At 63.3% G+C, this 26,177-nt stretch carries 26 protein-coding genes and 1 tRNA gene; 18 read left to right on the forward strand and 9 right to left on the reverse strand.

Translation table 11 applies throughout. The features are described from left to right. Positions 1 to 11: 11 nt before the first annotated feature. The 4 genes from G6N43_RS22790 (at position 12) to G6N43_RS22805 (ending at position 5,364) form a co-directional block, all read left to right on the forward strand. A complete protein-coding gene (locus G6N43_RS22790) occupies positions 12 to 455 on the forward strand; it encodes a PaaI family thioesterase (protein WP_083150433.1) in 444 nt (147 codons plus the stop codon). Continuing rightward, the gene (locus tag G6N43_RS22795) at positions 455 to 1,369 is read left to right on the forward strand and encodes an alpha/beta fold hydrolase (RefSeq protein ID WP_083150432.1); all 915 of its coding nucleotides are present in this window, start codon (positions 455 to 457) and stop codon (positions 1,367 to 1,369) included. Before G6N43_RS22790 ends, G6N43_RS22795 begins: the two co-directional genes overlap by 1 nt. Before the next feature lie 354 nt (positions 1,370 to 1,723). After that, complete coding sequence (locus tag G6N43_RS22800; RefSeq protein ID WP_083150264.1) at positions 1,724 to 2,146, forward strand: DUF6188 family protein; 423 nt, start codon at positions 1,724 to 1,726, stop codon at positions 2,144 to 2,146. 122 nt (positions 2,147 to 2,268) lie between these two features. Next, positions 2,269 to 5,364, forward strand: coding sequence for an MMPL/RND family transporter (locus tag G6N43_RS22805; protein ID WP_234810041.1), 3,096 nt, complete (start codon positions 2,269 to 2,271; stop codon positions 5,362 to 5,364). Between the two features lie 20 nt (positions 5,365 to 5,384). On the opposite strand, the gene G6N43_RS22810 is transcribed toward G6N43_RS22805, so the two are convergent. Further along, positions 5,385 to 6,500, reverse strand: coding sequence for an AraC family transcriptional regulator (locus tag G6N43_RS22810; protein ID WP_083150262.1), 1,116 nt, complete (start codon positions 6,498 to 6,500; stop codon positions 5,385 to 5,387). Between the two features lie 144 nt (positions 6,501 to 6,644). Between G6N43_RS22810 and G6N43_RS22815 the strand changes: the two genes are divergently transcribed. Beyond that, on the forward strand, positions 6,645 to 7,826 hold the full coding sequence (locus G6N43_RS22815) for a cytochrome P450 (protein ID WP_234810040.1): 1,182 nt from the start codon (positions 6,645 to 6,647) through the stop codon (positions 7,824 to 7,826). Positions 7,827 to 7,952: 126 nt separating this feature from the next. On the opposite strand, the gene G6N43_RS22820 is transcribed toward G6N43_RS22815, so the two are convergent. After that, positions 7,953 to 9,110, reverse strand: a complete 1,158-nt coding sequence (locus G6N43_RS22820) for an MCE family protein (protein ID WP_234810039.1) — start codon at positions 9,108 to 9,110, stop codon at positions 7,953 to 7,955. 353 nt (positions 9,111 to 9,463) lie between these two features. Then, on the reverse strand, positions 9,464 to 10,111 hold the full coding sequence (locus G6N43_RS22825; RefSeq protein WP_234810052.1) for a TetR/AcrR family transcriptional regulator: 648 nt from the start codon (positions 10,109 to 10,111) through the stop codon (positions 9,464 to 9,466). Positions 10,112 to 10,366: 255 nt separating this feature from the next. Between G6N43_RS22825 and G6N43_RS22830 the strand changes: the two genes are divergently transcribed. The 4 genes from G6N43_RS22830 (at position 10,367) to istB (ending at position 14,102) form a co-directional block, all read left to right on the forward strand. Continuing rightward, entirely contained in the window at positions 10,367 to 10,888 is a 522-nt protein-coding gene (locus G6N43_RS22830; RefSeq protein WP_083150431.1) for a PaaI family thioesterase, read from the forward strand. Then, on the forward strand, positions 10,818 to 11,531 hold the full coding sequence (locus tag G6N43_RS22835; protein WP_234810038.1) for a TetR/AcrR family transcriptional regulator: 714 nt from the start codon (positions 10,818 to 10,820) through the stop codon (positions 11,529 to 11,531). Before G6N43_RS22830 ends, G6N43_RS22835 begins: the two co-directional genes overlap by 71 nt. 355 nt (positions 11,532 to 11,886) lie before the next feature. Continuing rightward, positions 11,887 to 13,248 carry a Mu transposase domain-containing protein gene (locus G6N43_RS22840; RefSeq protein ID WP_163658056.1) on the forward strand — a complete coding sequence of 454 codons (1,362 nt, stop codon included), beginning with the start codon at positions 11,887 to 11,889 and terminating at the stop codon, positions 13,246 to 13,248. After that, positions 13,245 to 14,102 (forward strand): IS21-like element helper ATPase IstB, encoded by an 858-nt coding sequence (istB, locus tag G6N43_RS22845; protein WP_083157898.1) that lies wholly within the window; start codon positions 13,245 to 13,247, stop codon positions 14,100 to 14,102. The genes G6N43_RS22840 and istB overlap by 4 nt, the downstream gene beginning before the upstream one ends. A gap of 59 nt (positions 14,103 to 14,161) precedes the next feature. On the opposite strand, the gene G6N43_RS30895 is transcribed toward istB, so the two are convergent. Beyond that, positions 14,162 to 14,284, reverse strand: a complete 123-nt coding sequence (locus G6N43_RS30895) for a hypothetical protein (protein ID WP_263991968.1) — start codon at positions 14,282 to 14,284, stop codon at positions 14,162 to 14,164. Between G6N43_RS30895 and G6N43_RS22850 the strand changes: the two genes are divergently transcribed. Further along, positions 14,237 to 14,659 (forward strand): HD domain-containing protein, encoded by a 423-nt coding sequence (locus G6N43_RS22850; RefSeq protein WP_234810289.1) that lies wholly within the window; start codon positions 14,237 to 14,239, stop codon positions 14,657 to 14,659. The two genes, G6N43_RS30895 and G6N43_RS22850, sit on opposite strands and share 48 nt — an antisense overlap. 18 nt (positions 14,660 to 14,677) lie before the next feature. On the opposite strand, the gene G6N43_RS22855 is transcribed toward G6N43_RS22850, so the two are convergent. Both G6N43_RS22855 and G6N43_RS22860 read right to left on the reverse strand, forming a co-directional pair. Continuing rightward, a complete protein-coding gene (locus G6N43_RS22855; RefSeq protein ID WP_083157045.1) occupies positions 14,678 to 15,148 on the reverse strand; it encodes an NUDIX domain-containing protein in 471 nt (156 codons plus the stop codon). A gap of 20 nt (positions 15,149 to 15,168) precedes the next feature. Then, complete coding sequence (locus G6N43_RS22860) at positions 15,169 to 15,888, reverse strand: helix-turn-helix domain-containing protein (protein ID WP_083157046.1); 720 nt, start codon at positions 15,886 to 15,888, stop codon at positions 15,169 to 15,171. Positions 15,889 to 16,131: 243 nt separating this feature from the next. Between G6N43_RS22860 and G6N43_RS22865 the strand changes: the two genes are divergently transcribed. From G6N43_RS22865 to G6N43_RS22900, 8 genes are all read left to right on the forward strand, one after another. After that, positions 16,132 to 16,515, forward strand: a complete 384-nt coding sequence (locus tag G6N43_RS22865; protein WP_083157047.1) for an SCO3933 family regulatory protein — start codon at positions 16,132 to 16,134, stop codon at positions 16,513 to 16,515. Positions 16,516 to 16,625: 110 nt separating this feature from the next. Next, positions 16,626 to 18,053: an FtsK/SpoIIIE domain-containing protein gene (locus G6N43_RS22870; RefSeq protein WP_083157048.1), complete on the forward strand. Its 1,428-nt coding sequence runs from the start codon at positions 16,626 to 16,628 to the stop codon at positions 18,051 to 18,053. Further along, complete coding sequence (locus tag G6N43_RS22875; protein ID WP_083157049.1) at positions 18,050 to 19,537, forward strand: replication initiator; 1,488 nt, start codon at positions 18,050 to 18,052, stop codon at positions 19,535 to 19,537. The genes G6N43_RS22870 and G6N43_RS22875 overlap by 4 nt, the downstream gene beginning before the upstream one ends. Positions 19,538 to 19,687: 150 nt before the next feature. Then, complete coding sequence (locus G6N43_RS22880) at positions 19,688 to 19,879, forward strand: excisionase family DNA-binding protein (protein WP_110810540.1); 192 nt, start codon at positions 19,688 to 19,690, stop codon at positions 19,877 to 19,879. Beyond that, positions 19,879 to 21,141: a tyrosine-type recombinase/integrase gene (locus G6N43_RS22885; RefSeq protein ID WP_133056591.1), complete on the forward strand. Its 1,263-nt coding sequence runs from the start codon at positions 19,879 to 19,881 to the stop codon at positions 21,139 to 21,141. The genes G6N43_RS22880 and G6N43_RS22885 overlap by 1 nt, the downstream gene beginning before the upstream one ends. Positions 21,142 to 21,212: 71 nt before the next feature. Further along, positions 21,213 to 21,920 (forward strand): DUF433 domain-containing protein, encoded by a 708-nt coding sequence (locus tag G6N43_RS22890; protein ID WP_083157052.1) that lies wholly within the window; start codon positions 21,213 to 21,215, stop codon positions 21,918 to 21,920. Positions 21,921 to 21,935: 15 nt separating this feature from the next. Beyond that, positions 21,936 to 22,367, forward strand: coding sequence for a PIN-like domain-containing protein (locus G6N43_RS22895; protein WP_083157053.1), 432 nt, complete (start codon positions 21,936 to 21,938; stop codon positions 22,365 to 22,367). Between the two features lie 45 nt (positions 22,368 to 22,412). Continuing rightward, positions 22,413 to 22,898, forward strand: coding sequence for a hypothetical protein (locus G6N43_RS22900; RefSeq protein WP_133056592.1), 486 nt, complete (start codon positions 22,413 to 22,415; stop codon positions 22,896 to 22,898). A gap of 228 nt (positions 22,899 to 23,126) precedes the next feature. Here G6N43_RS22900 and G6N43_RS22905 read toward each other — a convergent pair. The 3 genes from G6N43_RS22905 to pgm form a co-directional block, all read right to left on the reverse strand. Next, positions 23,127 to 23,202 (reverse strand) — tRNA-Ala (locus tag G6N43_RS22905). A 56-nt stretch (positions 23,203 to 23,258) separates the two neighbouring features. Further along, the gene (locus G6N43_RS22910) at positions 23,259 to 24,527 is read right to left on the reverse strand and encodes an MFS transporter (protein ID WP_083157055.1); all 1,269 of its coding nucleotides are present in this window, start codon (positions 24,525 to 24,527) and stop codon (positions 23,259 to 23,261) included. Beyond that, a complete protein-coding gene (pgm, locus tag G6N43_RS22915) occupies positions 24,524 to 26,155 on the reverse strand; it encodes a phosphoglucomutase (alpha-D-glucose-1,6-bisphosphate-dependent) (RefSeq protein WP_083157056.1) in 1,632 nt (543 codons plus the stop codon). The genes G6N43_RS22910 and pgm overlap by 4 nt, the downstream gene beginning before the upstream one ends. Between the last annotated feature and the right edge of the window lie 22 nt (positions 26,156 to 26,177).

Here is a 26,177-nt window from a genome sequence, read left to right on the forward strand (position 1 = left end):
GAGAGGTGAACATGTCCGCGAACTTCGCCGCATTCGACGCGCAGGTCGCCGACCAGTTAAAAGGGGCGGCGTTGACGGCCGGCGGCCTGGCTGGCTACTTAGGATTTCGTCATACCGATTTCTCAGCGGGACGCCTCGTCGTCGAGATGGACGCCCGGGACGACTTGAAGACGCCCTTCGGCTCGTTGCACGGTGGCTGTCTGTCGGCGCTCGTTGACCACTGTCTCGGCGTCGTGTTCTATCCCGTCATTCCTGCCGGATCCTGGGTCGCAACAACCGAATTCAAGCTGAACCTACTCCGACCGGTGTCCAGCGGCACGTGCGTCGCGGTAGCCGAGATCATCTCGCTCGGGAAGAGCAGCGGTGTCGCGAGAATCGATATCACCAACGACGGGCGGGCTGTGTGCGCTGCCCAGGGCACTGTGACTGTTGTGGCTCAGAAGTCGGCCTCGTGATGACCCCCGAACTCGGAAAGCGGCGCAGGGTGAGACCCCGTCTCCAGCGAGTGCCCACCACCGACGGAGTCTCCTTAGCGGTCGACCTGTATCCGTGCGCGAAGCCGCGGGCAGCCGTATTGCTGCTACACGGAGGAGGCCAAAGCCGTCACGCGTGGGATGCGACAGCGCAGCGCTTACACGCACGCGGCTACCTCGCGGCGGCCTACGATGCGCGCGGACACGGGGACAGTGACTGGGACCCGGATGGCCGCTATGACCTTGATCGACTCGGCGGTGACCTGCTCGCGGTGCGTTCGCACGCGGCAGGTGGGCACCCTGTTGTGGCCATTGGAGCTTCCCTCGGCGGTCTGACGATCCTGGGCACTCACCTACTCGCATCACCTGACCTGTGGGACGCCGTGGTCCTGGTGGACATCACTCCACGCATGGAGATGCAGGGCGCACGGCGCGTCGTCGCATTCATGGCGGCGCACCCCGACGGTTTCGCCGATCTTGAGTCTGCCGCCGAGGTTATCGCCGCGTACAACCCACACAGATCGAAGCCAAGCAGCCTCGACGGACTACGGAAGGTCTTGCAGCAGCGCGACGACGACCGTTGGGTATGGCGGTGGGATCCGGCCTTCGTGGCATCGAATTTTAACTTCCTGCAAGGTAATCCAGATGAGGGCGCAGCGGAGTTCGACCGGATGAGCATGTTGTTGGTCGACGGCGCACGGCAGGTATCTGCTCCTACGCTTCTCGTGCGGGGGCTGTTGTCCGACGTGGTGTCGGAGAAGACAGTGAACGACTTCGTCGACCTCGTGCCGCACGCGCGCACGGTAGACGTGACCAACGCGGGTCACATGATCGCCGGAGACGACAACGACGCGTTCTCAGAAGCGGTAATCGATTTCCTCGACGAGGTCATCTAAAACGAGCTAGAGGGAGGGCTTGTCGGGCACGTTCAAGCTCGGCCGGGTCGTGGCATGCAGTCACCAGGACATGCGACGCCCAGGGGCGCGTGCTGATGTGAGCGACGGTCGGCCAGGTCACGAGAATGCCGAACGCCAATAGCGCGGTCGCTGCGGGATACGACAAGGAACGCACCCCTTGACGAATGGTCCCCAACGACTCGTTTGCTCGAAGTTGCCCGCCGTGCCCGTCGCAGCAAAAATGCACAGCACCACCGCCGCACCCACGAGCTGCAAAATAGGGCCTTCTGGTATCGCTCCGATACTAGCAGTACCATAAATACGACACATCGGAGTGTTGAACAGGAGACCGACATGCATACGCAGTGGATCGAACAGCGCACCGTCCAGCGAGTTTCGTTGCGAGAAGGCCTGGTTCTGAGTCTCGACGACTACAACGAACTCGTCATCGCGCGGCCCATGAGGCTGACCTTGCCGGCGATCGGGTCGCATCCGTCCGAAGAAGTGCTTATCGATCCCGCCCGGGTGTCGGCTCAGGAGCGTCCACTACTCGATTTGGCCGGCGCAGTGTGCACACGGGCCTGGTGCGATGACGAGGGTGCGCTGCATATGGGCTTCTCCCGCGGGCATTGCATCGATGTCGATCCCGACAGTCACGAGACGGCGTGGGAGCTGTACGGCAAACGGCATGGCTACATGGCTTGCCTCCCGCATGGACGTGTACGCGTCGTTCGCCATGACCTGGTCGATGACGAAACTAACGGTGCTGCAAATTGATTCGATGATTCGGAGCCGGGTTGCCGAGATAGCCGCCGTTTGCCCCGGGGGTCGCGCGGGCAAATAGGAAACCGTTAGTATCGGTGCTATACCGATAGTTCCACTCTTGAGGGGGCGTGACGGTGGCTGATGATCTCCACGGTGTCGGGACCGTTTCTCGACGCTCCCGTCTTGCCGACCCCGCAGCGTCGCCGGAATACAGTGCGCGGCTGGCCAGGCTTGCCGCCTTCACGGTTCACCACAAGGCGCTCGTGATCGGTGGGTGGCTCGCCATTGCAGTGGTGCTAGCGCTGTTGTTCCCACAGCTCGAAACCGTTGTGCGGCAACAGTCGGTCGACCTCATTCCCCGGGACGTGCCGTCATTCCAGACTGTTGACCGCATGAGCGCTGCGTTCGGCGAGCAAGGGTCGAAGACGATGCTGTTCGTCGCCATGGAAAGCCCCGCTGGGCTGACGCAGCAGGCGCGGGATCGATACTCGAGGCTCGTCGAGCGCCTTAGAGCCGATCACGCCCACGTGCTGCTGGTGCAGGACTTGCTGGCCGATCCCGTGATGAAGGCACAAGCCGTCAGCGCAGACGGCAAAGCGTGGTTCCTACCGGTGGGGGTGGCCGGGACTCTGGGTGATCCCACTGCAGCGGAATCGGTGCAGGCAGTCCGCGCCACCGCCCAACGCGCCTTCGACGGGTCGGACATCACCGTCCGCGTGACCGGTCCCCCGGCAACCTTCAGTGACCAAATCGCTTCTGCCGAACACGATTTGCTGTTCATCTCGATCGCAACGGCCGGGTTGATCGCGTTGATCCTGCTGATGGTCTACCGGTCGTTGTTTACCGCGTTATTGCCCTTGCTAGTCATCGGGCTGAGTCTGGCCGTCGGCCGTGGTGTCTTGTCCGCATTCGGGCAGCTTGGCATGCCGGTTTCGCAGTTCACCGTGGCATTCATGACCGCGATCCTTCTCGGCGCAGGAACCGATTACACAGTCTTTTTGATCAGCCGGTACCACGAACAGCGGCGCGCCGGTGCCCCTGCCGATCTCGCTGTCATTCACGCGACGGCCAGCATCGGACGAGTGATCTTCGCGTCGGCAGCGACTGTCGCCCTGGCTTTTCTGGCCATGGTCTTCGCCACGCTGAGCGTGTTCGCCGGATTGGGACCAGCGTGCGCGGTTGCCGTACTTGTGGGCTTTCTGGCTACGGTGACACTGTTGCCGCCGGTGTTGGCGTTGGCGGCCCGACGCGGTATCGGGGAACCCAAGCCCGACCGCACCCGCCGGTACTGGAACAGCGTCGCTGTGGCGGTCGTGCGTCACCCTCGGCCGTTGCTCGTTGCTAGCTTGGTGATCCTCTTGGCTCTTTCCGGTGCAGCTGCCACGATGAAGATCAGCTACGACGACCGAAAAGGACAACCTCCCACCACGGCTAGCAATGAGGGCTACCAGCTCCTCGACCGACACTTTCGCAAAGACGTCGTCATCACCGAGTTCCTGGTGGTCGAAAACCCCGTCGACATGCGCACCGGGAAAGGGCTGGCCGACCTCGACGAAATGGCATCGCGCATCTCCCAGATCCCCGGCGTGGTCAAGATATCCGGAGTCACCCGTCCGGCAGGCACCCGCCTTGACCAAGCGCAATTATCGTGGCAAAACAGGCAAATCGGCGACAAGATGGCCGGTGCCGTCGCCGATGGTAATTCCCGCCGCGGTGACCTCGCCAAGCTCACCGATGGAGCCAACCAACTGGCCAACGGACTTGCGCAGCTCGACACGTCTGTACGGACCGCACTGAAACCATTAGGCCCAGTGCTCACCCAAGCACAGTCCGCCGGCCAGGACTTCCAACGGTTTGCCCCACTTCTGCACCAACTCTCAGCGACCAGCCCCAGTATCGACAACGCAATACAAGCCGGCCCAGGCATCCGCCCGCTGGCCGAACGCACACAAGGCGCCATCGACACCCTGAACCCGCTCGTTGACCTGCTCAATGGGTCACCCTGGTGCGTCACAACTCCCCAGTGCGCTCAAATCCGCGACCAGGTCCAGATCCTGGTTGCTCTGAGAAACAACGGATTCTTCTCCCAGGTCGCCGCGCTGGGTGACCGCTACGACCCCGCCACCAACGCCACCGTAACCGGCACCATCGCCGACGTTCAGACTGCCGTCAATGCCATGAACAAGGCATTCGGCGCGCTGGGAAAGCCCGCGGATCTCGCGGCTAACATCACCCGGCTACAAGACGGCATCAGCCAGCTCGCCTCCGGTTCGCGCGCGCTGGCCGATGGGGTAAAGACGCTGGCGGACAGCAATATTGAGATGCTATCCGGTATGAGCCAAATCGCCACCCAGCTTCAGAACTCGTCTCGCGCGTCGGCGGGGTCGGATGCCGCGTCCGGCTTCTACCTGCCCGCAGACGCCTTTGCGAACCGCCAATTCGCCGACGTCGCAAAGCAGTTCCTGTCACCCGATGGGAAAACGGCGCGATTCGCAGTGGAGACCAGCAACGATCCCTACAGCGTCGAAGCGATGGACCTTGCCCGCCAGATGACCCAAGTCGCCGATGGAGCCAGGCCGAACACCTCGCTGGCGAACGCCACGATCTCTGTCGCCGGATTCCCCGCGGTCAATTCTGATATCCAGCGCCTACTCTCGTCCGACTTCATCCAACTCGCCATCGCCACCCTGGTCATCGTCGGACTCATCCTGGTGGTGCTATTGCGCGCGCTCGTAGCGCCGCTGTATCTCCTTGGCACCGTCGTGCTGAACTACCTCGCCTCACTCGGCATCGGAGTCATCGTTTTCCAATGGATACTCGGTCATGAAATCGCCTGGCCTGTACCGCTATTAGCCTTCATCATTCTGGTCGCAGTCGGTGCCGACTACAACATGTTGCTGGTATCGCGACTGCGCGAGGAGAGCGGCAGCAATCTGCGTATCGGCGTTCTACGGACGGTCGCCACCACAGGCTCGGTCATCACCTCCGCCGGCCTGATCTTCGCCGCGAGCATGTTCGGCTTGATGATCGGCTCGGTCGCGATCATGATCGAGACTGGCCTCATCATTGGCTGCGGACTGTTGTTGGATACTTTCCTGGTCCGGACGCTGACCGTACCCGCCATCGCTACGTTGCTGCGCGAACGGAGCTGGTGGCCACAACGTCTCGCCACTAGACCGAGGACTGCGGCACCGTCGCAATACCGCCCGACAGTCGACGTCGGCGCGTGAGCATGCAGCTTGCCCTCACATCACGGTTGAGCCGTTGACCGCCCACGGCGCTTGGACTCACTGGGTGGGCGCCCATTCCACCGAATATGGGCGCGAGTGAATGCGGCCGTCTCGGAATAGCCAAGTCGGCGTGCAGTTTCCTCGACAGTGAGTCCCGAACTCAACAGCTCGGCGGCCAGCGCTGCGCGAACCTCGTCTGCGAGTGCGCGGTAGCTGGTTCCCTCTCCCGCCAAGTGACGGTGCAACGTGCGATCGGTGATGCAGAGTTCCCTCGCGATGGTTGCCATGGATGGGATCTGGGTCGAATCTTGGATCATCCGCATCCGCACCGAGGCTGAGACGCCACGACGGGTTCGTCGACGGTTCAATAACTCCTCGCACTGGCGGATACAGATCGCCGCAGTCTGGGGTTCTGGCGCGGGCATCGGTTGGCTCACCAGATCAGCCGGGACAATCAGGGCGTTGCGCACCGCGTTCTCCACAGTGACCGTCACGTTGTCGATCTCCACCAGACTTGCCGGCAGCTGCAGATCCGCCACCTCCAGTCGCATCGCGATCGGCGCGTCAACGCCACGCATGAGCGGCGGCAAGATCTGCAGGAACATTGCAAAATCGCGTTCGAGCAGAAACCTCCGCACATCGGGAGGAACCTGGGCGTTATCAAGACCGATGACCGCTTCGGTGTTGTTGAGTTCTGGTGCGGCCAGACTCAGGTAGACCGTACTGAGTGCGGCGTACCGGCAGGCGACCTCTATCGCGTCCCCGACGGTGGGACTCGAAATCAGTGCATAACCTAGAATGCCCATGTCGGCGAAGTTGTAGCGCGCACCGGTTTCCGTACCCAGTCCCGGTTGATCGCCGAGTCGGCCGATCAGGTTGCGAATCATCGTCAGTTCCTGACTCGCATGCATCTCGCTGCTCGGGTCCCTCAACCCCTGCGACGTGAGTCCTGTTCCAGACAAGCAGATTTCAGGATCGAGGCCGTGGTGTACCGCGGTCTCCAAGATGTGTCGACCCGGCGCCGAGGATCGCGCCACGTCCCACACCGGGGCCATCGGACTAGGCATGTGTCTGAAAATATCAAATGTCTGTCTGATTCTGTCATTATCGAGCCATTGCGACCGGCCTAACGTCATGTTATGTCGACGGATCTTCTACGGCCCCCACCACGCGCGGTGCTTTCTGCAACTCGCAGCTCCGTCACTGATCTGTGGCGTCCGGTTGCGACAGGGGCTTACCGCGATCTACGGCGCCCACGCACTGCATCGGCGCCGAAGTCGGTGCCACGAACCACATTCGATCCGACGCTCGCCGAGAACATCGCCGACCCCTATCCCGAGCTGCTGCGCATTCGTGAGCATCCGGTGGTCGTCAACGAGCGGCTCGGCGTCTGGATGATGGGGCGCTACGAGGACGTGCACAAGGCCGTTCGCAACAATGAGGTGTTCTCGTCGAGGGACGGCATCATGCTGCGGTCGTTTGTCACCAGTGCTGTACTCACCACAGACCCACCCGATCACACCCGCCTGCGGCATCTGACCGCGCCCATGTTCAGCAAGCGTTCGGTACAGACTCTGGCCACAGATATTCGCGCGTTGTCCGATGAGGCGATCAGGCCACTGCGAGACGGTGACGTCATTGACATGGTCGCGGCGCTGACGATCCCCATGCCCATCAACGTCATTGCCACAATCTTGGGTATTCCCCATCCTCAGTGGCCGGCCTTCCGCGCCGTATCCAACAAGTTCGCGAGACTATTCGGACCGCGGTCGGTGCACGAGGTCATGCGATACGTCGGTTCACTACTTCAGTCCTACGTGCAGATGCGCAGCTTCATAGACATCGAGATGGGCCGGCGGTCCAGCACGTCGGCAGACGATCTCTTGGGTTGGTTGCAGGCAGCCAAAGAATCCGGCGAGCTCAGCGATCAGGAAGCTTTCTTCTACGCGCTCATACTTCTGGTCGCCGGCAACGAGACCACCACGAACCTTTTGGGCATGCTGCTCGTCAGGCTCGCCGAAGACCGCGAGTTCTTCCTGACGTTGAAAGCCGACCGCAGCCTGCTTCGCCCTGCGGTCGAGGAGACCGCGCGTTGGGGCTCGCCGGTGCAGTGGGTCACCAGAACCGCTACCGCGCCCTATCGGATCGGCGACACGCTGATCCCTAAGGGTGCAAAGGCGTTGCTCTTCTACGCCTCGGCGAACCGAGACCCGGCGAAGTTCAGCGACCCCGATCGGTTCGACCCTCATCGCGACACGACCGGGCACCTGGCATTCGGCCATGGACTTCATTTTTGTCTTGGCGCTCATCTCGCACGACTCGAAGTGATCACAGCGGTCGACCATCTGCTGGACGAACTCGACGGCCTGGAGCTCGCTGGACCAGTGCGCTGGGGTACCAATCCTTCACTGCGAGGACCGGTCTCGATGCCCTTACGAGTCAGGCGGCGAACCGTTTCCTGAGGCGGCTGCGCGCTGCCCAGTGTCGCTCGCTCCCAGTTCCATTGGACTCTCGCGCTTCTGCGTATCGAGGCCGCTGACGGCCGCTTCGACATGGTCGTGCGCCGGTCGGTCCGCAGGCCGGCCGTCCTAGGGATTGATGGTGTTTTCACCGACCTGGCGCCCCCACACATATTCGGTAAGCAATGGCTGCCCAAGTTCGAGGTGATTGTAGGGAGCCAACGATGCGCCGGTATCGGCCACCAGGTACGGGGCGGGCCAGAAATCCTTGGTGACTGTCTGCCAACATCCAGGGGCCCCGCCCGGGCCGCCTCGCGCATTGGAACGGGGCAGGTTGTCGGGGTAGACGTACGGATTCGGCGCACCGGTGAGCCCGATACGGAAGTCAATTGAGTAGCCGTTGCCGCCTGCCGATTCAACGGTCTGCGGCAGGATCGCAGCATAATTTCTTATGCTGCAGAGAAATTCGGGGCTATAGGTGTTCAAGGTGTCCGTCGTCGTCACCAGGTCGGCCAGACCTCGCACCAGGTAGGGACTTCCCCGCCCCACGACGTCAGCGCCGGTGTCGCCAAACCCCGCGGCAGCCAGCAGCGCCGCATCCAGATCGGCTCGCTGCTCATTGACCGTGCCTGCCGTGGTCGCTGCATTGTTGAGGAAGTTCCAAAAATCGGGCGAGGATTTGGCATAAACGTCGGCGAGGTCGGTAAGGCGTCTGGTGTCTTCGCGGATCTGCGGCATCTGAGGGTTGATGTCGTCGAGGACAGCATTGCCCGCGACGATCGATCGGCCGAAGTCGAGGCCGTGCCCGTCCAGTGCCTCGGCGGTGGCCGCAAGAGTGAGGTTGAGTTTGACGGGATCGACTTTCTGCGCGATCGACATCAAGGTTTCGAACAGGGTGTTGAATTCGGTCGTCACGTGCGACACGTCGATCACCTGCGAGCTCGACACCCGCGCAGATGCCGGTCTCGACGGGCTACGGAAAGCTACATACTTGTTGCCGAATACCGTGCTGGCCTTGATCTCGGCGGTCACGTTGGCCGGGATCAGCTCGATGTACTTTGGAGCGACGTCCAGGGACAGTTTCGCCTTGGTGGTGTCGCCCTGCTGGATCGCGCGCACCGCGGCGACCCGGCCGATTTCGACGCCGTTATAGGTCACTTTTGCCCCGGGCTCCATGACCAGCCCAGCGCGATCCGACACCAGGGTCAAGTGCATGGCCGGACTGAACTCACCGCGAAATTGCAGGTAGACCGTCGATACCACCACTACGACCAGGGCCAGCGTCACGGTCCCGGCCGTTCGTAACGGCGGATGGTGCCGCCAGTGATTCAGCGTGCGACTAACAGCGGCGCGATTCGACGAACGACTCACGCGGACAGGGGTTTTCATATGACGGGCTCACTGGATAGCGGACAGCGGGACTCCATAAGTGTACTTGTAGTAGCGCAACGCTACATAGCGTATTGCTACACCAAGTAGCGTAAAGCTATGCAAGTTTGCCAGCGGTCGGGGAAAGCACGGATTCACAAGCAAGAATCCAGCTCGGCCTCAGCCGTGATCCACCCCGCCACAATCCCGCAGTTCCGGTCACGACGAGGCGCTCGGCAGACAAACGCCGCCGCTCTACAAGAAGTTCGCTGTCACGCTTCGGTTCGCGTGCGCGAGTGCGCGGCAAGAAAGTCGTCGACGATGCGGACGCACTGGTCATGGCTGATGGCGCAGAGTCCGGTCATGCGTGCGAAGACCAGCGGACCGACGAGCTGGCACTCAGCCAATTCGAGGTCGAAATCGTCAAGTTCTTCGCGAGCCTGGTCGCTCGACAGGATCTCGTCGAACGGTTTGCGGTACTGCTCGACGACCCGGGAACGCAGGCTGCCAGCTGGGCTGTGCTCGTCTCCGGTGCCGTCAGCGGCAGGATCGGTGGGCCCGAGGGCGACCCAAGCCAGCGTGGTGACCTGGATCGGCGCCTCGGCAAAAAGTGCAGCCTGTCGGCTGAGTATTTCAATCAGTCGCTCGCGCAACGACCCCTCGTCGGGTGTCGGTGCAGTGACGTGCGGCAGCAGGCGCTCGAATGTGGCCGCGAGCAATTGCGATGAGCTGGTGAAATGCCGATAGAGGGTAGTGCGAGCGACCTTGGAGGCTTTGGTCACCGCATCGATCGTGACGGCTTCGATTCCCCCGGTGGTGAGGAGTGTGGCCGCCGCGTCGAGCAATCGGTTACGCGACCTGATCCGGCGGGGGTCGATGTCATCATCGTCGTCTGCGTACGCCGCCGGTTGAGTGCTCACTAGGTTGCCCCTCCGGAAATTGGGACCTGCAGGCGGCGTTTCCAGCAGGCGTGAAGATATGGTACCAAGAGTAGCGTAGCGAAACTGTTCGTAGGTGTGTCCGCGGTTACGGAGAACACCCTGGTCAGTAGGCATGGCCGTCGTGTCTACGCGGGAGGGTCTTGGCTCGTCCGGAAGCTGCCGACCCAAAGTCGTTGCAGTACCGATGCGGGCCCGGCGACATCGCGAATCACGTTGCGGAACAAGGGGATGACGATGAGTGACACAGCACATCCGGGGCCACAACTGCTGCCTCCGCATACCCCGACGTGTACCGGGTGCGGACCCGCGAATTCGCATGGATTGCAGCTGGTTGTCTATCGCCACGGTGACGAGGTCTACAGCGATGTGACGTTCGATGAGCGCCATATCGGCGCACCAGGACTGGCGCACGGCGGCGCGGTAGCGACAGCCTGTGACGACGTACTGGGCTTCACATTGTGGGTGGCCGGCACGCCCGCGGTGACACGCAGTCTGACAGTGGAGTATCTGCGACCGGTCCCGTTGCACGAACCGCACAGGATTAATGCCCAGATCACCGGCCGCCAAGGACGTGCCCTTCACGTCAGCGGAACGGGAGTCAGTCGCGATGGCATTACCCGGTTCACCGCCACCGCAGTCTTCGTGACGGTGGGTGCCGATCATTTCGCTGCGCACGGTGACGTGAGTGAATTCGAGGACCTGTTTCATCGGCTCACCGGCACGCCTCACCGATCAACTGGTGATCACAGCAACTGAGCATGGCGTTGGCAGCATGGCTCCCAAGGTGAGACGGCACCGCCCCGATAGAGCGGCCGACCTTTGCGGTGTCGACACCTACCGCCGTAATAGCGCAGTAGACGCGGCGATGATGCTGGCAGTTAGTGGCGGTTACGAGGCCGTGCAGGTTCGCGCCGTGGCCGCGCAGGTCGGTATCGGCGTCAGCACGCTCTACCGGTACTTCCCCTCCAAGATCCATCTCTTGGTATCGGCGTTGACCCGCGAGTTCCAAGAATTTGGAGACAGCCGCGATTGGACCGTCACCGCGTCGACGCCGCGCGAACGTCTTCGCTTGCTCGTCGACTGTCTGCATGCCGAATGGCAACAAGACCCGCGCTTGACCGAGGCGGTGACGCGCGCCTTCGTCCTCGCCGACCACACTGCCGCCACGGCCACAGACGAAGCGATCGACGTCATTGAAGGCCTGCTGGCAAGGACTTTGAGCGGCGGGGAGCCCACGGTCAGAAACCAGCGACTAGCGGGGCTGATCGCTGATGTGTGGCTTGCCAATTTGGCGGCGTTCAGCAGTGGGCGAATATCGGGTGAAGTCGCTCGGGATCGAATCGATAGGGCCATCGACCGCTTTGTGGACGCCACTCACGGCGATCCCGAAATGGGCTGAGAACCTGTTCTTGATAACAGTAGAGAAAGTTCTCACAGCCTCAATCCAGGGGGGATCATTCGGTCCGTGGTGGCGGACGGGAGCGCCAGCGGACGGGAGCCGCCGCGGCGTAGATCTTTCGCACAGTTGATGTCGATGCCATGTCGGAACTACTCGTAGACTTTGATCGTGGTGACTGACACGGCGCGTGCACGGGCGATCGCCGAGGAGCGACTGGTGACCGCGCTCGCTGAAATTCCCCACTGACGCTCATCGAAATTCCCCACCCGTGTGGCTCCGCCGAGAAGGGCGGGCCTCCTTCGATGCTGCTGGTGTCTGACGCCTGCAGTACTGCCCGAAGGAGGCCCGCTTTCTCATGCTCACATGGGAGGACGATGTGGAATTACATGCCCTGGCCAAGCGTGGTTGGACGATCTCGGCGATCGCCCGGCACACCGGCTTCGACCGCAAGACGGTCCGCAAGTACCTGGCCGGTGACGGCCAGCCCGGGGTGCGAGCCCGCCCCGGCCCGGACCCCTTCGATCCGTTCGTCGACTACGTCACCGCGAGGCTGACCGAGGACCCACACCTGTGGGCCCGCACCCTGTTCGACGAACTCGAGGAACTGGGCTTCGGGCTGTCGTATCAGAGCCTGACCCGCAACATCCGCACCCGGAACCTGCGCCCGGTCTGTGAAGCCTGCCGCGCAGCCACACAGCGCCCGAACGCCGTCATCCCACACCCACCGGGGGACGAAACTCAATGGGACTGGCTGGAATTGCCCGATCCACCGGCATCGTGGGGTTGGGGCAAGACCGCACACCTGCTGGTCGGATCACTGGCTCATTCCGGGAAATGGCGCGGCTTCCTGGCGGCGTCGGAGGATCAACCGCATCTGGTCGCCGGCCTGGACCGGGTGAGCCGTGGCCTGGGAGGGTGCACGCGGGTGTGGCGCTTCGACCGGATGGCCACGGTCTGCGATCCCGGCTCGGGCCGGGTGACCGCGTCGTTCGCCGGGGTCGCCAAGCACTACGGCGTCTCGGTGGCGATCTGCCCGGCCCGGCGCGGCAACCGCAAGGGCGTGGTGGAGAAGGTCAACCACACCGCCGCGCAACGTTGGTGGCGCACCCTGGCCGACGATATGACGGTTGAGGCGGCCCAGGTCGACCTGGATCGCTTTGCGCGGGTACGTGGTGACACCCGGTTGCGGGCCACCGCTGATGGCCGGTCCTCGGTCGCGGTGGTGGCCAAAACGGAGCCACTGCAACCTATGCCGGCAACCCCATATCCGGTGATCGTGACCGAGACCCGCACGGCGTCGCGGCAGGCGTTGGTGTCTTACCGCGGCAACCGCTACTCGGTGCCCCCGGAGCTCGCCACTGCTCAAGTGGTGGTCAGCCATCCGGTCGGTGGTCAGTTCTGCGATATCGCCACCATGAGCGGGATCGTGGTCGCCCGGCACCGAATGGCCGCCGACGGGCTCGGGGTGATGGTGCGTGACAGCGGTCATGTCATCGCCCTGGACACCGCGGCGATGGCCACCGCGGCGACCGGACGGCCACACCGCCGCAAGGAACGCATCCCACCCGGCCCGGCGGCCAAAGCCGCTGCCGCGCAACTACTTCAACTCAGGCAGCTACCCATCACGGCAATTGAAACGTCAACTCCGTCAACCGATTCCACCGTCATCGATCTGTCCGCCTATGAGCGGGCCGCCCAGAACAGGACCATCCAATGACCCCCACACCCCGCACCCCAAAGACCACCACCACGACCACCGGCGACGAGTCGCCGTCGGCGGCGGCGTCGCGGTATCAGCAGCTGCGTTCGCATCTGGCCGAACTCAAACTGGCCGCGGCCGCCGAAGCCCTGCCCGCGGTCTTGGACCAGGCCGCCGCCGAGAACCTCTCGCTGACCGTGGCCCTGGAGCGACTGCTGGCCGTGGAAGTCGAAGCCAGCACCGCCCGCCGACTGGCGGGCCGGCTACGGTTCGCCTGCCTGCCCACCCCGGCCACCCTCGATGATTTCGATGTCGATTCCGCCGCCGGCATCGACCGCAAGCTCATCGACGAACTGGGCACCTGCCGCTACCTGCAATCAGCGACCAACATCTTGTTAATCGGACCACCGGGCACCGGCAAAACCCACCTCTCCGTGGGATTGGCCCGCGCCGCCGCGCACGCCGGTTACCGGACATACTTCACGACCGCCGCCGACCTCGCCGCACGGTGTCACCGCGCCGCGATCGAGGGACGCTGGGCCACCACGATGCGGTTCTACGCCGGACCGACCCTGCTGGTTATCGACGAACTCGGGTATTTACCGCTGCCCGCCGAGGCTGCCTCCGCATTGTTTCAGGTTGTGTCCCAACGGTATTTGAAGACCAGCATCGTCATCACCACCAACCGCGGGGTGGGTGCGTGGGGCGAAATCCTCGGCGACACCACCGTCGCCGCAGCCATGCTCGACCGTCTGCTGCACCGCTCGGTGGTCATCAACCTCGACGGCGAGTCCTACCGCCTCCGCGACCACCAGGCCGCCGCCGAAACCCTGCGCCGCACCACCACCGGCACCCGCCAACAACTACACTGACCGCTGCTCACAGGTGAGGAATTTCAACGAGCACACCTGAGGACTTTCGATGAGCGCGGTCACTGGCCGATCTGCCACATCGGTGGGCCCATGTCCGCGGAGTCGCGGCGACGGCAGAGCGATTGGTCGTCGGCTTGGGCGCCGTTGATGCCGACGCGGTGGTGACTGCCGCGTGGCTTCACGATGTCGGCTATGCGCCATCAGTTCGATCGACGGGTTTTCACCCCATCGACGGCGCAGTCTTCGTCCGCGACGAGGGCTTCTCTGCGGTGGTGGTGGCGCTCGTGGCCTATCACACAGGCGCGGTGTTCGAGGCGCGGGAGCGCGGCCTCTTAGACGCGCTAGCCGAGTTCACGGCACCCTCCTCGTTGTTACTGGACGTGCTGACGTGCGCCGACTTGACCACTAGCCCACAAGGCTCGCCTGTAAGGGCTGAAGATCGGGTTACGGAGATTTTGTCGCGATACCCCAATGGCGATCCTGTACATCGTGCGATCGGGCGGGCGGCTCCGAGCCTGTTGGCGGCGGCAGCGCGGGTTGGTGCGTCCGCCTGTTAGAGACGGCCCAAAGCGGGGCTACCCGAGGTATGGGCTACTGCGGTGTTGGAAGTAGTGCTGAATGCGCAGCCGCATCGACGGATGGATATCCAATGAATCGAGTTCGCCTCGCAATGTCCAAGCGATGTCGGTGCTTTCCGAATCGACTCGCAACTGTCCGCCCAGAAGCCGGGTGGTGAAGCACAGCGAGAACTGTTGACGGACTTCACCGTCGGCGTAGGCCATCACGTGCCAGGGGCTTGTGTAGACACCGATGAGTCCGGTGATGTCGACGTCGAGACCGGTTTCCTCTTTCACTTCACGAACCGCAGCGTCGACGATGAATTCACCCAATTCCATTGCGCCACCCGGCAATGCCCACAGATTATTGTCGCGGCGGCGAATTAGCACGATGCGATCATGTGAATCGGTGACGACGGCGGTGGTGGAGGGCACCACACTGTTTGCGGCTGGCGCGTGGGGGTCGTTGTAGTAGTCGGTCCGGGCCATACGGTTCTCCAATCGGCAGTTCAGGCGTGGATGGGTAATGGTTGGGCGGTGTTCCACACCCGTTCGAAAGAGACTTGGTGATCGCGCCACAGCTCGGGCGCGTCGTCACGTCTAATAAAGAGGACGGGATTGTCGCTGGCAGGAGCACCGTAGAGGTGCGGGTTGGCAATCAGGGTGTTGTCCGCGCGGAACATCGACGTGTACAGCGGTGTGGCGTGTGTGCGCACCTCCAAGCCCGGGGCATCTGCGAGTGAAGCCAGTCGTGCGAGTGTGATCTGGCAGCGAGCGGCCAGAACTGAGCCAATCGTCTCCTCGTCCCCCCGTTGGCTGACCGCAGCGCAATCGGGATCACCCACGATGAAGCGAGTGGCGACTCCGCGTTCGGCCGCGACTGCGAGCATTGAGCAGAACCTGGGAATGCCGTCGAAGAGGAAGGTGCCCCCGTAGACCAGGATGTCGATCTGCTCGGCGGCGCCGCCGAACAGTTGGGTCCACACGGCGACAGGGACGTCCGCGCGGCTTCGGTACACACTGACGGCGACAGTGCCGGTACCAGGTGGGCACAGGGTGGGAAAGATGTCTGGCCAAAGCGTCTGCGGATCGCAGCCCAGTGCGTCGGCGGTGGCGCGCGCGTTGACCGCTTGGGGCAGTGATTCACCCCTGACCCAGCGGCCCACCGTCTTGACGTCGACACCGGCGGCTGTTGCGAGTCTGGTTTCGCTGAAACCCTTTTCGCTCATTCGCGTCGTCAGTGCGTGGTTAGGAACAGGTAGCTTCTCGATCTGCTCATGCTAGGAGCGCGGTGCCAGCATTAGCGACGCCCAAAGCACAGAAGTTGGCGCGCGATTGTCGTCCGAGTGTCCGCGTTGTCCCGGCGTCTGTCCGCTTTGTCCAACTGATGCCCTGGGAATGTCCGAGTTGTCCGCCTGAACTGGTGGTCGCGGCCGAGCGGTCGCGAGACAACAGAGGGAAGGACATTTGGAATGAAGCTACGTATTGACACCGGCGGTGTGTCGTTTGTGTGCACGCGAGCGCCCGAACAGCGGATCGCTTTCGACACCGGCCAGCCGAAGCTGGATCGCGAGACAAGTCTGCCGCTGTGGCAGGTCCAAGTGATGGCGCTGGACTCCACGGGCGGCGACGTCATCACCGTGACGGTTGCCGGCGACCCGAATGTGACGGTCGGCCAGCCGGTCCACATCGAGGGCTTGGTTGCCTTGCCGTGGAGCCAGGACAGTCGCAGCGGAGTCGCGTTCCGTGCCGAGGCGATCCGCGCTTCAGGTGCGCCACTGGCAGGCGTCATCGCCACGCCCAGGACCGCACCTTCAAGCGGCATACCCAGCGGTACAGGCAAGCCTGCCGCATAACCCCGTCGCCGAGTGGGCGCAGCACCGCAACACCCAAGCACTGCGGTGCTGCGCCCCCCCCGAACCATCAATCCCCGTCCTGATCCGCACGAACCTGTCGGAGGTCTGTCATGACTGGTTACTCACGATCTCATCGCTCCAACCGCTCTCGCCGCAACGAATCGGACTTCGACGACGCTGTCATGGTTGCCGTCGTAGCCTTCGCCAAAGCGACGGTCGCGCTGGTATGGGCATCGGTGCTGTTTCCGATGATCAGCATTCCGACCATCACAAGCGTCTGGATCGCCATCAATTACGGTCCGCTCTTCGGCCTACTCGCGGCGGCCTTAGGAGCCTTCGCACTATTCAGCTGGTTCCTGTTATCCCCCAACACCTTCCGTGAGTGGGTGACGGTCCGCATGCGCATCCAGTGGCGCACATGGGGTATCTATCGCGGACGATGGGCCACCGTCTGCAAGCTCTGCGGCTTGACCGCCGGCCTCGACGGTCACGTCATGGTGCCGAGTCTGCGCTCGGTCACGATCGGTGCCACGAGCGACGTTCTCGAGGTCCGGATCCTCACGGGTCAGTCGTTGGCCGACTGGCAATCCCGAGGTGACGCGTTAGCCGAAGCGCTGAGTGCTCGCCGTGTGACCATTCGCTCGATCCGACCGGGCTCGATCAGCGTCAGCACCCATCACGGCGATCCACTGGAGACACCGATCCGACTTCCCCGTCGCGCCGCCGACGCTGCAACAGACCTGTCCCGACTGTGCGTCGGGGTTACCGAGGCAGGTGAATGGTGGAGCTTACCGCTGCTGGGACAGCACATCTTGGTCGCAGGCGCGACCGGCTCCGGGAAGGGCTCGGTGCTGTGGTCCATCATTGCCGCCATTGCCCCCGCGGTGCGATCTGGCTGCGTACGCGTAGCTGTCGTGGATCCCAAAGGCGGGATGGAGTTCGGGCGCGGACGGGCGATGTTCACCGCTCTTGCTCATGACAACGGCGTACAGACGCTCGCACTGCTGCGGGCTGTCGTCGCGGTGATGCAGAAACGTGCGCAACGGCTGCGGGGAAAGACCCGCCTACACACCCCCACCGCCGCCGCACCGCTAATCATCTTGGCTGTCGACGAAATCGCCTCTCTAACCGCATATGTCGGTGACCGAAAGCTGCGCGCCGAAGCGGAACAGCTCCTCGGACTGCTGTTATCCCAGGGACGCGCGGTCGGTATCTCGGTGGTTGCCGCGGTACAAGACCCTTCCAAGGACGTCCTTCCTCTCCGGCAGCTCTTCTCCATCCGGATCGGACTGCGAATGAGCGAAGCCACCCAAACGACCATGGTGCTCGGGACTGCCGCCCGGGACGCCGGCGCATTATGCGACCGAATCTCCACCTCCACTCCCGGCGTCGGTTACGTCTGCATCGACGGCAACGCTGAACCGCTCAGAGTTCGCGCCTTCCACGTCACCGATCCCGACATCGACGATCTCGCCAGCCGCTTCTCCCCCGTACGAGCGCTACCTCGGCCCACCGAGAACGGGAATCGTCAGCCATGACCGTCACTCCAGTCAATGTCGTCGCTTCAGCTGTGTCGGTACCGACCCTGCCGGGCCTTCCCGCCAGGGCCGACACCTCGGGCGTAGTGGCACAAATGGTGCGGCGAGCCGCCTCTCGCGATTTCCAGACCTGGTGGGATAACGCGGAGAACGCTGGGTTCTGCGCGAATCCGGTCCGTCTGATCGGAACCAACAGCTTGGGTCGCGAGCATCGAGTGTGGACCCGGTGCAACAACCGACGCGCAATCGCCTGCCCGTCCTGCTCCGATCTCTACGCCCGCGACACCTGGCAACTCGTACACGCCGGCCTGCACGGTGGCCACCACGACCTGCCGCGAACGGTCGCCGAGCACCCCCAGGTCTTCGTCACGTTGACTGCGCCCAGCTTCGGGGCCGTGCACACCACACGGGATGACGGCCAGCGGGGCCAGGCTCGCCCCTGCCACGATCAGGGCCGTAAACGCTGCCAGCACGGGAGACCTCTGTGGTGCAGCTCCATCCACCATGAAGGCGATGCTCACGTCGGTCAGCCTCTCTGCGAGGACTGTTACGACTACACGGGGCATGTCCTGTTCGCCTGGCATGCCCCTGAACTGTGGCGGCGCTTCACCATAGCCCTGCGCCGACTCTTGCGTAGACGCTTGCGCGCGCTCGGCGAATCCCCCACTGCTGCCCGGATCAACTTCGTGAAGGTGACCGAGATGCAACGTCGCGCGATTCCGCACTTCCATGCGGTAATCCGCCTCGACGAGCCGCCCGAGCCGGGCCAACCCCCAACACCACCCAACTCCTCGATCACAGCCACCGACCTGGCCCTTCTGATCCATCAGGCCGCAAGCGGCGTCGCACTCACCGTTGCCGACCCCGCGAGAGCTTCTGAAATCGGCGGCAGGGTAATACAATTCGGCACACAGACTGATGCGCGACCGTTGCACTCTGGCAGTAGCGACTGCGACGCGGCAATGCCTCGCCAGTCGCGTCGATCGGTCGCGGCCTACCTGGCCAAGTACGTGACCAAGTCCGTCGCCGACTTTGGTGTTGGAATCCGACGGATGTCACCCCTCGCCGTTCCCGACTTGGACGTCACCACACATGTGAGGGCGATTCTGACTACGATCCTCGAACTAGCCGATCGCGGCGCCTACTCGGGGATAGACCGCTGGCTGCACACTCTCGGCTTTCGTGGACACATCACCACCAAGTCCCGGCTCTTCTCCACCACGATGGGTGCGCTACGCGAGCACCGAGCTGAGTGGACCCGGGAGCACCGTCACCACCGCTCGGACATCGCGACCGACGAACGTCCTCGGGCGCTACAGGGTGCCGAAGAAATGGAATGGGCATTCGATCGAGCCGGGCTGGGCAATCTCGGCGAACGTATTTTAGTCGTGTCGGCAGCGCACCGAATGATCGAAAATCGCCATCTCGTCCGCGCGAACCGCTGGACGCAGGACCAATCCCCAACACCGGACTGGTCAACATGATCACACCAGAGAACCGATCGCATGACCCGTTCGGCACGTCATCGCGACCACATGGAAATTCCTCGTACACAGCACAACTCACTCCCAACGAACCAATGCGAAATGGACGATGGCCGCATTCCGGATTGCTTCACACGGAGAGGAGATCGGATGCATACTGAATTCAGTGCTGAGCTGATTACCGTGCAGGCGGCGGCGGATCGTCTCGCAGTCAGTCGATGGATGGTTTACCGGCTCATCTGGGACGGACGTGTCAAGTCAGTACAGATCGGTAGGTGCCGGCGGATCGTGCGGCAATCTTTCGATGACTATCTTTCCGGCTTGATTGAAGGAGCCGCGTGATGGCTAATGGTGGTAAGGCGCGACGCAACGCGAACGGCCAAGGTGGCGTGTATCGGCGGGCTGATGGGCGCTGGGAAGCCAAGGTCTTCGTCGACACGCCAGATGGACGACGGAGGCGCATCAGCGTTTACGGCGACACCGAGCGCGCCGCCCTGGACGAACTGGGCAAGGTTCTCGATCAACAGCGACGCGGCATACCGACTGCAACAACGACGTTGACGGTGGCTGAGTACATGAACTATTGGCTTGAGCACATCGCAGAACCGAGCGTACGGCGCACGACGTACGCGACGTATGAGGGCGACGTACGCCTGCACATCATCCCCGGCATCGGCACTCGAAAGCTTAAGTCACTGCAGGCCTCGCACATTCGTTCCTGGTTGACCGGACTACAGACCCGATGCCAATGCTGCGCTCAGGGGAAGGATGCGGCGCGAGGGCGCAAGTCACAGGCACGATGCTGCGCTCTCGTACCTGCCAAGTGCTGCAATGACACGTTGTCTGCGAGCTCAATTCGTCACATTCTGCGCGTGCTGCGGGCGGCTTTGCAGGATGCGGTCGATGAAGAAGTGCTGAGTCGCAACGTAGCCCGACTGGTCCAGTTGCGCGTGACCGACGACCGGAAAGTGCGCTCTTTCACGCGGGCCGAGGCGATGCGCTTCCTCAAGACGGCTGAGGCCACCCGCCTCTACGCACTGTGGGCGGTCGCATTGTCGATGGGACTTCGCCGCGGTGAGGCGCTCGGGCTGCAATGGTCCGACGTCGACCTAGACGCTGAGCGGATCACAATCAGGCGAGCGTTACACCGCGTGGACGGGCAACTCAAGCTTGAGAACGTCAAAACTGAAGGGTCCGTTGCAGTTCTGCCAATACCTCGGACGCTCGTGCCGATCCTGACTAACCACCGTCGGCGCCAGCTTGAGGAGCGCCTGGCCGCTGGCTCCACGTGGCGCGACATCGGCTTGGTGTTCACGACTCCTCAGGGCGGCGCTTTGGAGCCGCGCAACGTCAACCGCATGTTCCACCGCCTATGCGAGAAGGCGGATGTGCCGCAACTTAGGGTCCACGATCTCCGGCACTCGTGTGCGACGCTGCTCTTCACTATGGGAGTCCAGCCAGCGACGGTGCAAAAGATCTTGCGCCACAGCTCAATCACTGTGACAACCGGAACGTATGTCGAGGTCATCGAGGCCGTTCAACGGGATGCCTTGGATTCGATGGGGTCGCTGTTCGGTGCGAGCGGCATCGACGAGACGGGCTAGGACTGTAGTCCAATGGTTAGGTCAATGACACGACTCGGCAAACCTGTCGTCCGCTGCCGATAGGGTGTGTCATGCTTGCGCGCATGTCCGTCGCCTCAATGCTTGATCGTGAGGTCTACGTATACGCCGAGGTAGACCGTCTGATCGGACTCCGCAGCGGCACAGCAAAGCGGTGGCTTAATGGCTACGAACGCAGCGGCACGGCCTACGAGCCCATCCTGCGGGTCGTGCCCCGCGACACTGACTGGGTCACCTGGGGCGAATTCGTCGAAGTTCGGATGCTCGCCGAGTTCCGCGACCGTGAGAACGTCCGCACGTCACGCTTACGTGGCGCCGTCGAAGGTCTACGCCGGCTATACGGAAGCGCCTACCCGCTTGCGCATATGAGGCCATATCTCGACGTTCATGACCACGACGTAACTATCGGTGGTGAGGAGGTTGGACTGCCGGATGAAGAGGTCATTGTTCGCACCGGGCAGCGCCTGCTAGGTGACGCGAAGTGGCTGGCTGATGTCGCCATTCTTGAGCACGATGACGAGGGTGAGCAGATCATCGCCCAGCTTCCTGCCGACAAGGATTTTCCTGACATTGTCATCAATCCAGCGCGCCTAAGTGGCCAGCCGACCTTCGTCGGTAGCCGCGTGTCACCAGTCACCATTGCCGGAATGGCAAGGGGCGGTGTGCCGCCCGAAGATCTCGCTGCAGATTACGGGCTGAGCCTGCATCACGTTCAACAGGCGCTCGACTACACCGACAAGTACGGACTCACGGCGGCCTAGGTAGCGGAGCAGCGGGTGGCGGCAGCGATCGGTGATGTTCGGTATGTCGTCGACGAGAACCTGCTCAGTCTCGGCAACGCGATGGTTGCAGTGCGCCGCGACACTGCGAGATTCAGCCGGACACCGGTTGAGGAACTGTTGCCGCGAGGGATACTCGACACCGACTGGATACCGATCGTGGGAGACCGCGGCTGGGTCATGATCACCAACGACCGGCGATTGCGAACACGACCGGTTGAAGCTGACCTGGCGATCACCCATCGATTGAAGGTTGTTCATCTGCACGGCGACGTCGGCAGTAAGCCAGCTTGGGACCAGCTGATCCGACTCACAACGCGATGGACGAACGTCGCTGACCAACAGCCGATGGAGGGTCCATGGTGGCTCTCGTTGCGCAAAGGTCCGCCGCAACTGATGAGGTTCGAGCCCGGCGTCGCAGAGAGGTGACTGAACACCCCGCATCGTCGGGAAACTCCGTTGTAGGGTCGCGCCATGCGACTGGGGGTCGGCGGTAGCTTTTTTGGCGTTCGAGGCGGCATCTCGACTCGCGGGATTGGGGTCGGTGTCGGTCCGTTTTCGGCAGGTTCGTCCTGGGGGCGACGACGCCGATCAGGTGGTGACACCGGGTTCCTGGCCTTCGCGATCATGTTTCTGCTCGCATTCGTCGTAATTGCCTGGCCATACCTCCTTGGCACTTTCCTAGCCGTGCAGGCTGGTGCGGCGAACCCGTCGGGAGCACGGACAGTGGTGGGCTGGCTCTTCGAGGCAGCGTATGTGATCGGACTGATTGTCTGGTGGGCGGCAACCCGAGAGAAGCGCGCTCATCGTGCCGCGGTTGCGGCACAGCAGCACGCTGATCTCATCGCTTCAAAGGCGGTCTATCAAACCCAGGCGGGTCGTTCGCAGGTATACCGGCACGGCCTGTGCACCATCAATCATCGAACGTACGACACCGCCGCGCGGTGTCGTCAAGGTTGACGTCAGCACATCGGACGCCTCGCAGGGCGGCTGTAAAGCCAAGCCGCGAGTTCAGCCGGTGTCGATATGCAATGGCGGCTTGTGTACCTCAAGTGTGGTTCAGGAGCCCCGTTACGCCCAGCCAGTCGCTCGCTTCACGCGGGCGGGATCGGCGGCAGCCGACCGAGAACTGTCGTCAAAACTGTCGTCAAACGACCTGCTGAGCACCCGAACGGGTGTTGTTTTGCCTGGTGGAGCTAAGGGGACTCGAACCCCTGACCCCCACACTGCCAGTGTGGTGCGCTACCAACTGCGCCATAGCCCCGTGAAGTTGTGCCCATCGAAGTTACACCACCTGCGGGATGGCTTCAAAATCGCAGATCAGGGCACTTCGCCCGCGGCTTCCGGGCCGAGCGGACGAGCCGGCGTGTGACCTGCGGGCGGGAGGCCACGGGTCTCCGGGGCGAAGATCCAACCGATCGCCGCGATGAAAAGGATCGCGCCGCTGACGGCAAAGGCCCAGCCGAACGACGCATGCTGGGCGATCATGCCGACGATCAACGACCCGCCGATCGACCCCACGTCGACCATCATCTGGAACACGGCCACCGGCGTTCCGCCGCGGGATTGATTCCCGACGATGTCGGCCACGGCCGCCTGCTGCGGGGAGACGAAGATGCCCGTCGCCGCGCCGGATATGTAGGCCGTCGCCAAGAAGATCACCAGCGACGACGACACCCCGAGCAGGCCCGTCGACACGGCGGCGGCCATCAGCCCGGCGATGAGCAACTTGCGCCGGCCGATCCGGTCCGACAGATAGCCGCTCGGGATCACCACCGAGACGTTGCCGATGGCGAATGTCGCCAGCGCCAAGCCGGCTACGCCGGTGCTGCGACCGAGAACATCGACCACGAACAGCGGCACCAGGGCGATCCGCAGTCCGAACGCGGCCCAGCCGGTCGCGAAATTGGACAACAGCGCGGCTCGGTAGGCGCGGTGCCGCAACACCTCTCGCAGCGTGACGGCAGGCTCAGCCGACTCCTCCGACAGGGGTCCGTCACTGCCCCGCAGGCTGAAGAACACCACCGCCGCCGCGATGAGCAGCGCCACCCCGTAGATCGCAAACGGCGCCGACAGACCGAGTCCGGCGGTGAGGCTACCGAGCACCGGGCCACCCACCGAGCCGAGCAGGAATCCCGACGAGAACAGACCCGCTACGCGACCGCGTGCGTCAGGCGGCGAGATCCGGATCATCAATGCCAGCGACGACACCGAGAACATGGCCGAGCCGAGTCCACCCAGCGATCGGAACAGCAGCAGCTGCCAGTAGGTCTGCGCGAATGCGCACACGGTGGTGGACACCGCGACGATCAGCAGACCGTTGATGTAGACCCGGCGCTCCCCCAGGCGCTGAACCAGCCAGCCCGCCGGCGACGCGGACACCAGCCGCATCAGCGCGAAGGCGGTGATGACGAAGGTCGCCGCGCTGATGCTGACGCCGAAGTGCCGCGCATACTGGGGCAACACGGGAGAGACGACTCCGTAGCCGAGCGCCACCACCACGTTCGCCGCGACCAGCAGCCAGACTTCCCGCGGCAGCCTCGGCTTGTCGGCCACTGTCGAACAGTCGCCCTCCGCGTCGAAGCTCACGCGATGACTTTATTCACCACTTCCCTGGCCGCTTCCTGCACCTCGGCAAGATGCTCCGGCCCGCGGAACGACTCGGCGTAGATCTTGTACACGTCCTCGGTGCCTGACGGGCGCGCCGCGAACCACGCGTTCTCCGTCGTCACCTTCAGTCCACCCAGCGGCGCACCGTTGCCCGGCGCCGTCGTCAGCTTGGCGGTGATCACCTCCCCCGCCAGTTCCGTGGCCGTCACCTGCTCGGCCGACAGTTTCGAGAGCCGGGCCTTCTGCTCACGGTTCGCAGGGGCGTCGATACGCGCATAGGTTGGCGCACCGTACTTTTCGGCAAGCTCGTTATACCGTTGCGACGGCGTGGACCCCGTCTTCGCGAGAATCTCCGACGCCAACAACGCGAGGATGATGCCGTCCTTGTCGGTCGTCCACACCGAGCCGTCGCGCCGTAGGAAGGACGCGCCCGCGCTTTCCTCGCCGCCGAAACCGATGGTGCCGCCGAGCAATCCGTCGACGAACCATTTGAAGCCCACAGGCACCTCGACCAGCTTGCGGCCCAACCCGGCGACCACCCGGTCGATGATCGACGAACTGACCGCGGTCTTACCGACCGCCGTGGACGCCGGCCAGTCGGGCCGGTTGGTGTACAGATAGTCGATTGCCACCGCCAGGTAGTGGTTCGGGTTGAGCAGTCCGCCGTCGGGCGTCACGATGCCGTGCCGGTCGGAGTCCGCGTCGTTGCCGGTGGCGATCTGATAGCTCTCGCGGTTGGCGATCAACGACGCCATCGCGTTGGGCGAGCTGCAGTCCATCCGGATCTTGCCGTCGGTGTCCAGCGTCATGAACCGCCACGTGGCGTCGACGAGCGGGTTGACGACGGTGAGTTTGAGGTTGTACCGCTCGGCGATGGCGCCCCAGTAGTCGACGCTCGCGCCGCCCAGCGGGTCGGCCCCGATGCGGATCCCCTCGGCGCTGATCGCGTGCAGATCGACGACGTTGGGCAGGTCCGCGATGTACGCGTCGAGGTAGTCGTGACGCTGCGCGGTCTTTAGTGCACTGGCCAGAGGTACGCGTTTCACGTCCTTGAGACCGTTGCGCAGGATCTCGTTGGCGCGCTTGGCGATTGCCCCGGTGGCGTCGGTGTCGGCGGGTCCGCCGTTGGGCGGGTTGTACTTGAAGCCGCCATCACGCGGCGGGTTGTGCGACGGCGTGACCACGATCCCGTCGGCCAGATCGCCGTCGCGGCCGTCGTTGAAGGTCAGGATGGCGTGGCTGACGGCGGGGGTCGGGGTGTAGCGATCGGCCGAATCGATCATCGCGACGACGTCATTGCCTGCCAGCACCTCCAGCGCCGAGGCCCACGCCGGCTCGGAGAGCGCGTGCGTGTCGCGTCCGATGAACAGCGGTCCGGACGTGCCCTGCGCCTGCCGGTACTCGACGATGGCCTGCGTCGTCGCGACGATGTGCGCCTCGTTGAAGGCCCCGTCGAGGCTGGAGCCCCGGTGACCCGAGGTGCCGAACACGACCTGTTGGTCGACGTTGTCCGGGTCGGGTTCGACGGTGTAATACGCCGTGACGACCTGCGCCACATCGATGAGGTCTTCGGGTTGCGCCAACTGACCGGCGCGAGGATTGGCCATGCCGTCGATTCTGCTCCGGTTC

Source organism: Mycolicibacterium moriokaense (assembly GCF_010726085.1).
GTDB lineage: Bacteria > Actinomycetota > Actinomycetes > Mycobacteriales > Mycobacteriaceae > Mycobacterium > Mycobacterium moriokaense.

Excerpts from the sequence above, each read along its gene's own strand:
- G6N43_RS22790 (WP_083150433.1), top strand. The coding sequence starts at position 12 with ATGTCCGCGAACTTCGCCGCATTCGACGCGCAGGTCGCCGACCAGTTA.
- G6N43_RS22830 (WP_083150431.1), top strand. The coding sequence starts at position 10,367 with ATGAGTGACACAGCACATCCGGGGCCACAACTGCTGCCTCCGCATACC.
- G6N43_RS22800 (WP_083150264.1), top strand. The coding sequence starts at position 1,724 with ATGCATACGCAGTGGATCGAACAGCGCACCGTCCAGCGAGTTTCGTTG.
- G6N43_RS22810 (WP_083150262.1), bottom strand. The coding sequence starts at position 6,500 with ATGACGTTAGGCCGGTCGCAATGGCTCGATAATGACAGAATCAGACAG.
- G6N43_RS22865 (WP_083157047.1), top strand. The coding sequence starts at position 16,132 with ATGAAGCTACGTATTGACACCGGCGGTGTGTCGTTTGTGTGCACGCGA.
- G6N43_RS22885 (WP_133056591.1), top strand. The coding sequence starts at position 19,879 with ATGGCTAATGGTGGTAAGGCGCGACGCAACGCGAACGGCCAAGGTGGC.
- G6N43_RS22880 (WP_110810540.1), top strand. The coding sequence starts at position 19,688 with ATGCATACTGAATTCAGTGCTGAGCTGATTACCGTGCAGGCGGCGGCG.
- pgm (WP_083157056.1), bottom strand. The coding sequence starts at position 26,155 with ATGGCCAATCCTCGCGCCGGTCAGTTGGCGCAACCCGAAGACCTCATC.
- G6N43_RS22890 (WP_083157052.1), top strand. The coding sequence starts at position 21,213 with ATGCTTGCGCGCATGTCCGTCGCCTCAATGCTTGATCGTGAGGTCTAC.
- G6N43_RS22875 (WP_083157049.1), top strand. The coding sequence starts at position 18,050 with ATGACCGTCACTCCAGTCAATGTCGTCGCTTCAGCTGTGTCGGTACCG.
- G6N43_RS22900 (WP_133056592.1), top strand. The coding sequence starts at position 22,413 with ATGCGACTGGGGGTCGGCGGTAGCTTTTTTGGCGTTCGAGGCGGCATC.
- G6N43_RS22795 (WP_083150432.1), top strand. The coding sequence starts at position 455 with ATGACCCCCGAACTCGGAAAGCGGCGCAGGGTGAGACCCCGTCTCCAG.
- istB (WP_083157898.1), top strand. The coding sequence starts at position 13,245 with ATGACCCCCACACCCCGCACCCCAAAGACCACCACCACGACCACCGGC.
- G6N43_RS22855 (WP_083157045.1), bottom strand. The coding sequence starts at position 15,148 with ATGGCCCGGACCGACTACTACAACGACCCCCACGCGCCAGCCGCAAAC.
- G6N43_RS22870 (WP_083157048.1), top strand. The coding sequence starts at position 16,626 with ATGACTGGTTACTCACGATCTCATCGCTCCAACCGCTCTCGCCGCAAC.
- G6N43_RS22840 (WP_163658056.1), top strand. The coding sequence starts at position 11,887 with ATGCTCACATGGGAGGACGATGTGGAATTACATGCCCTGGCCAAGCGT.
- G6N43_RS22860 (WP_083157046.1), bottom strand. The coding sequence starts at position 15,888 with ATGAGCGAAAAGGGTTTCAGCGAAACCAGACTCGCAACAGCCGCCGGT.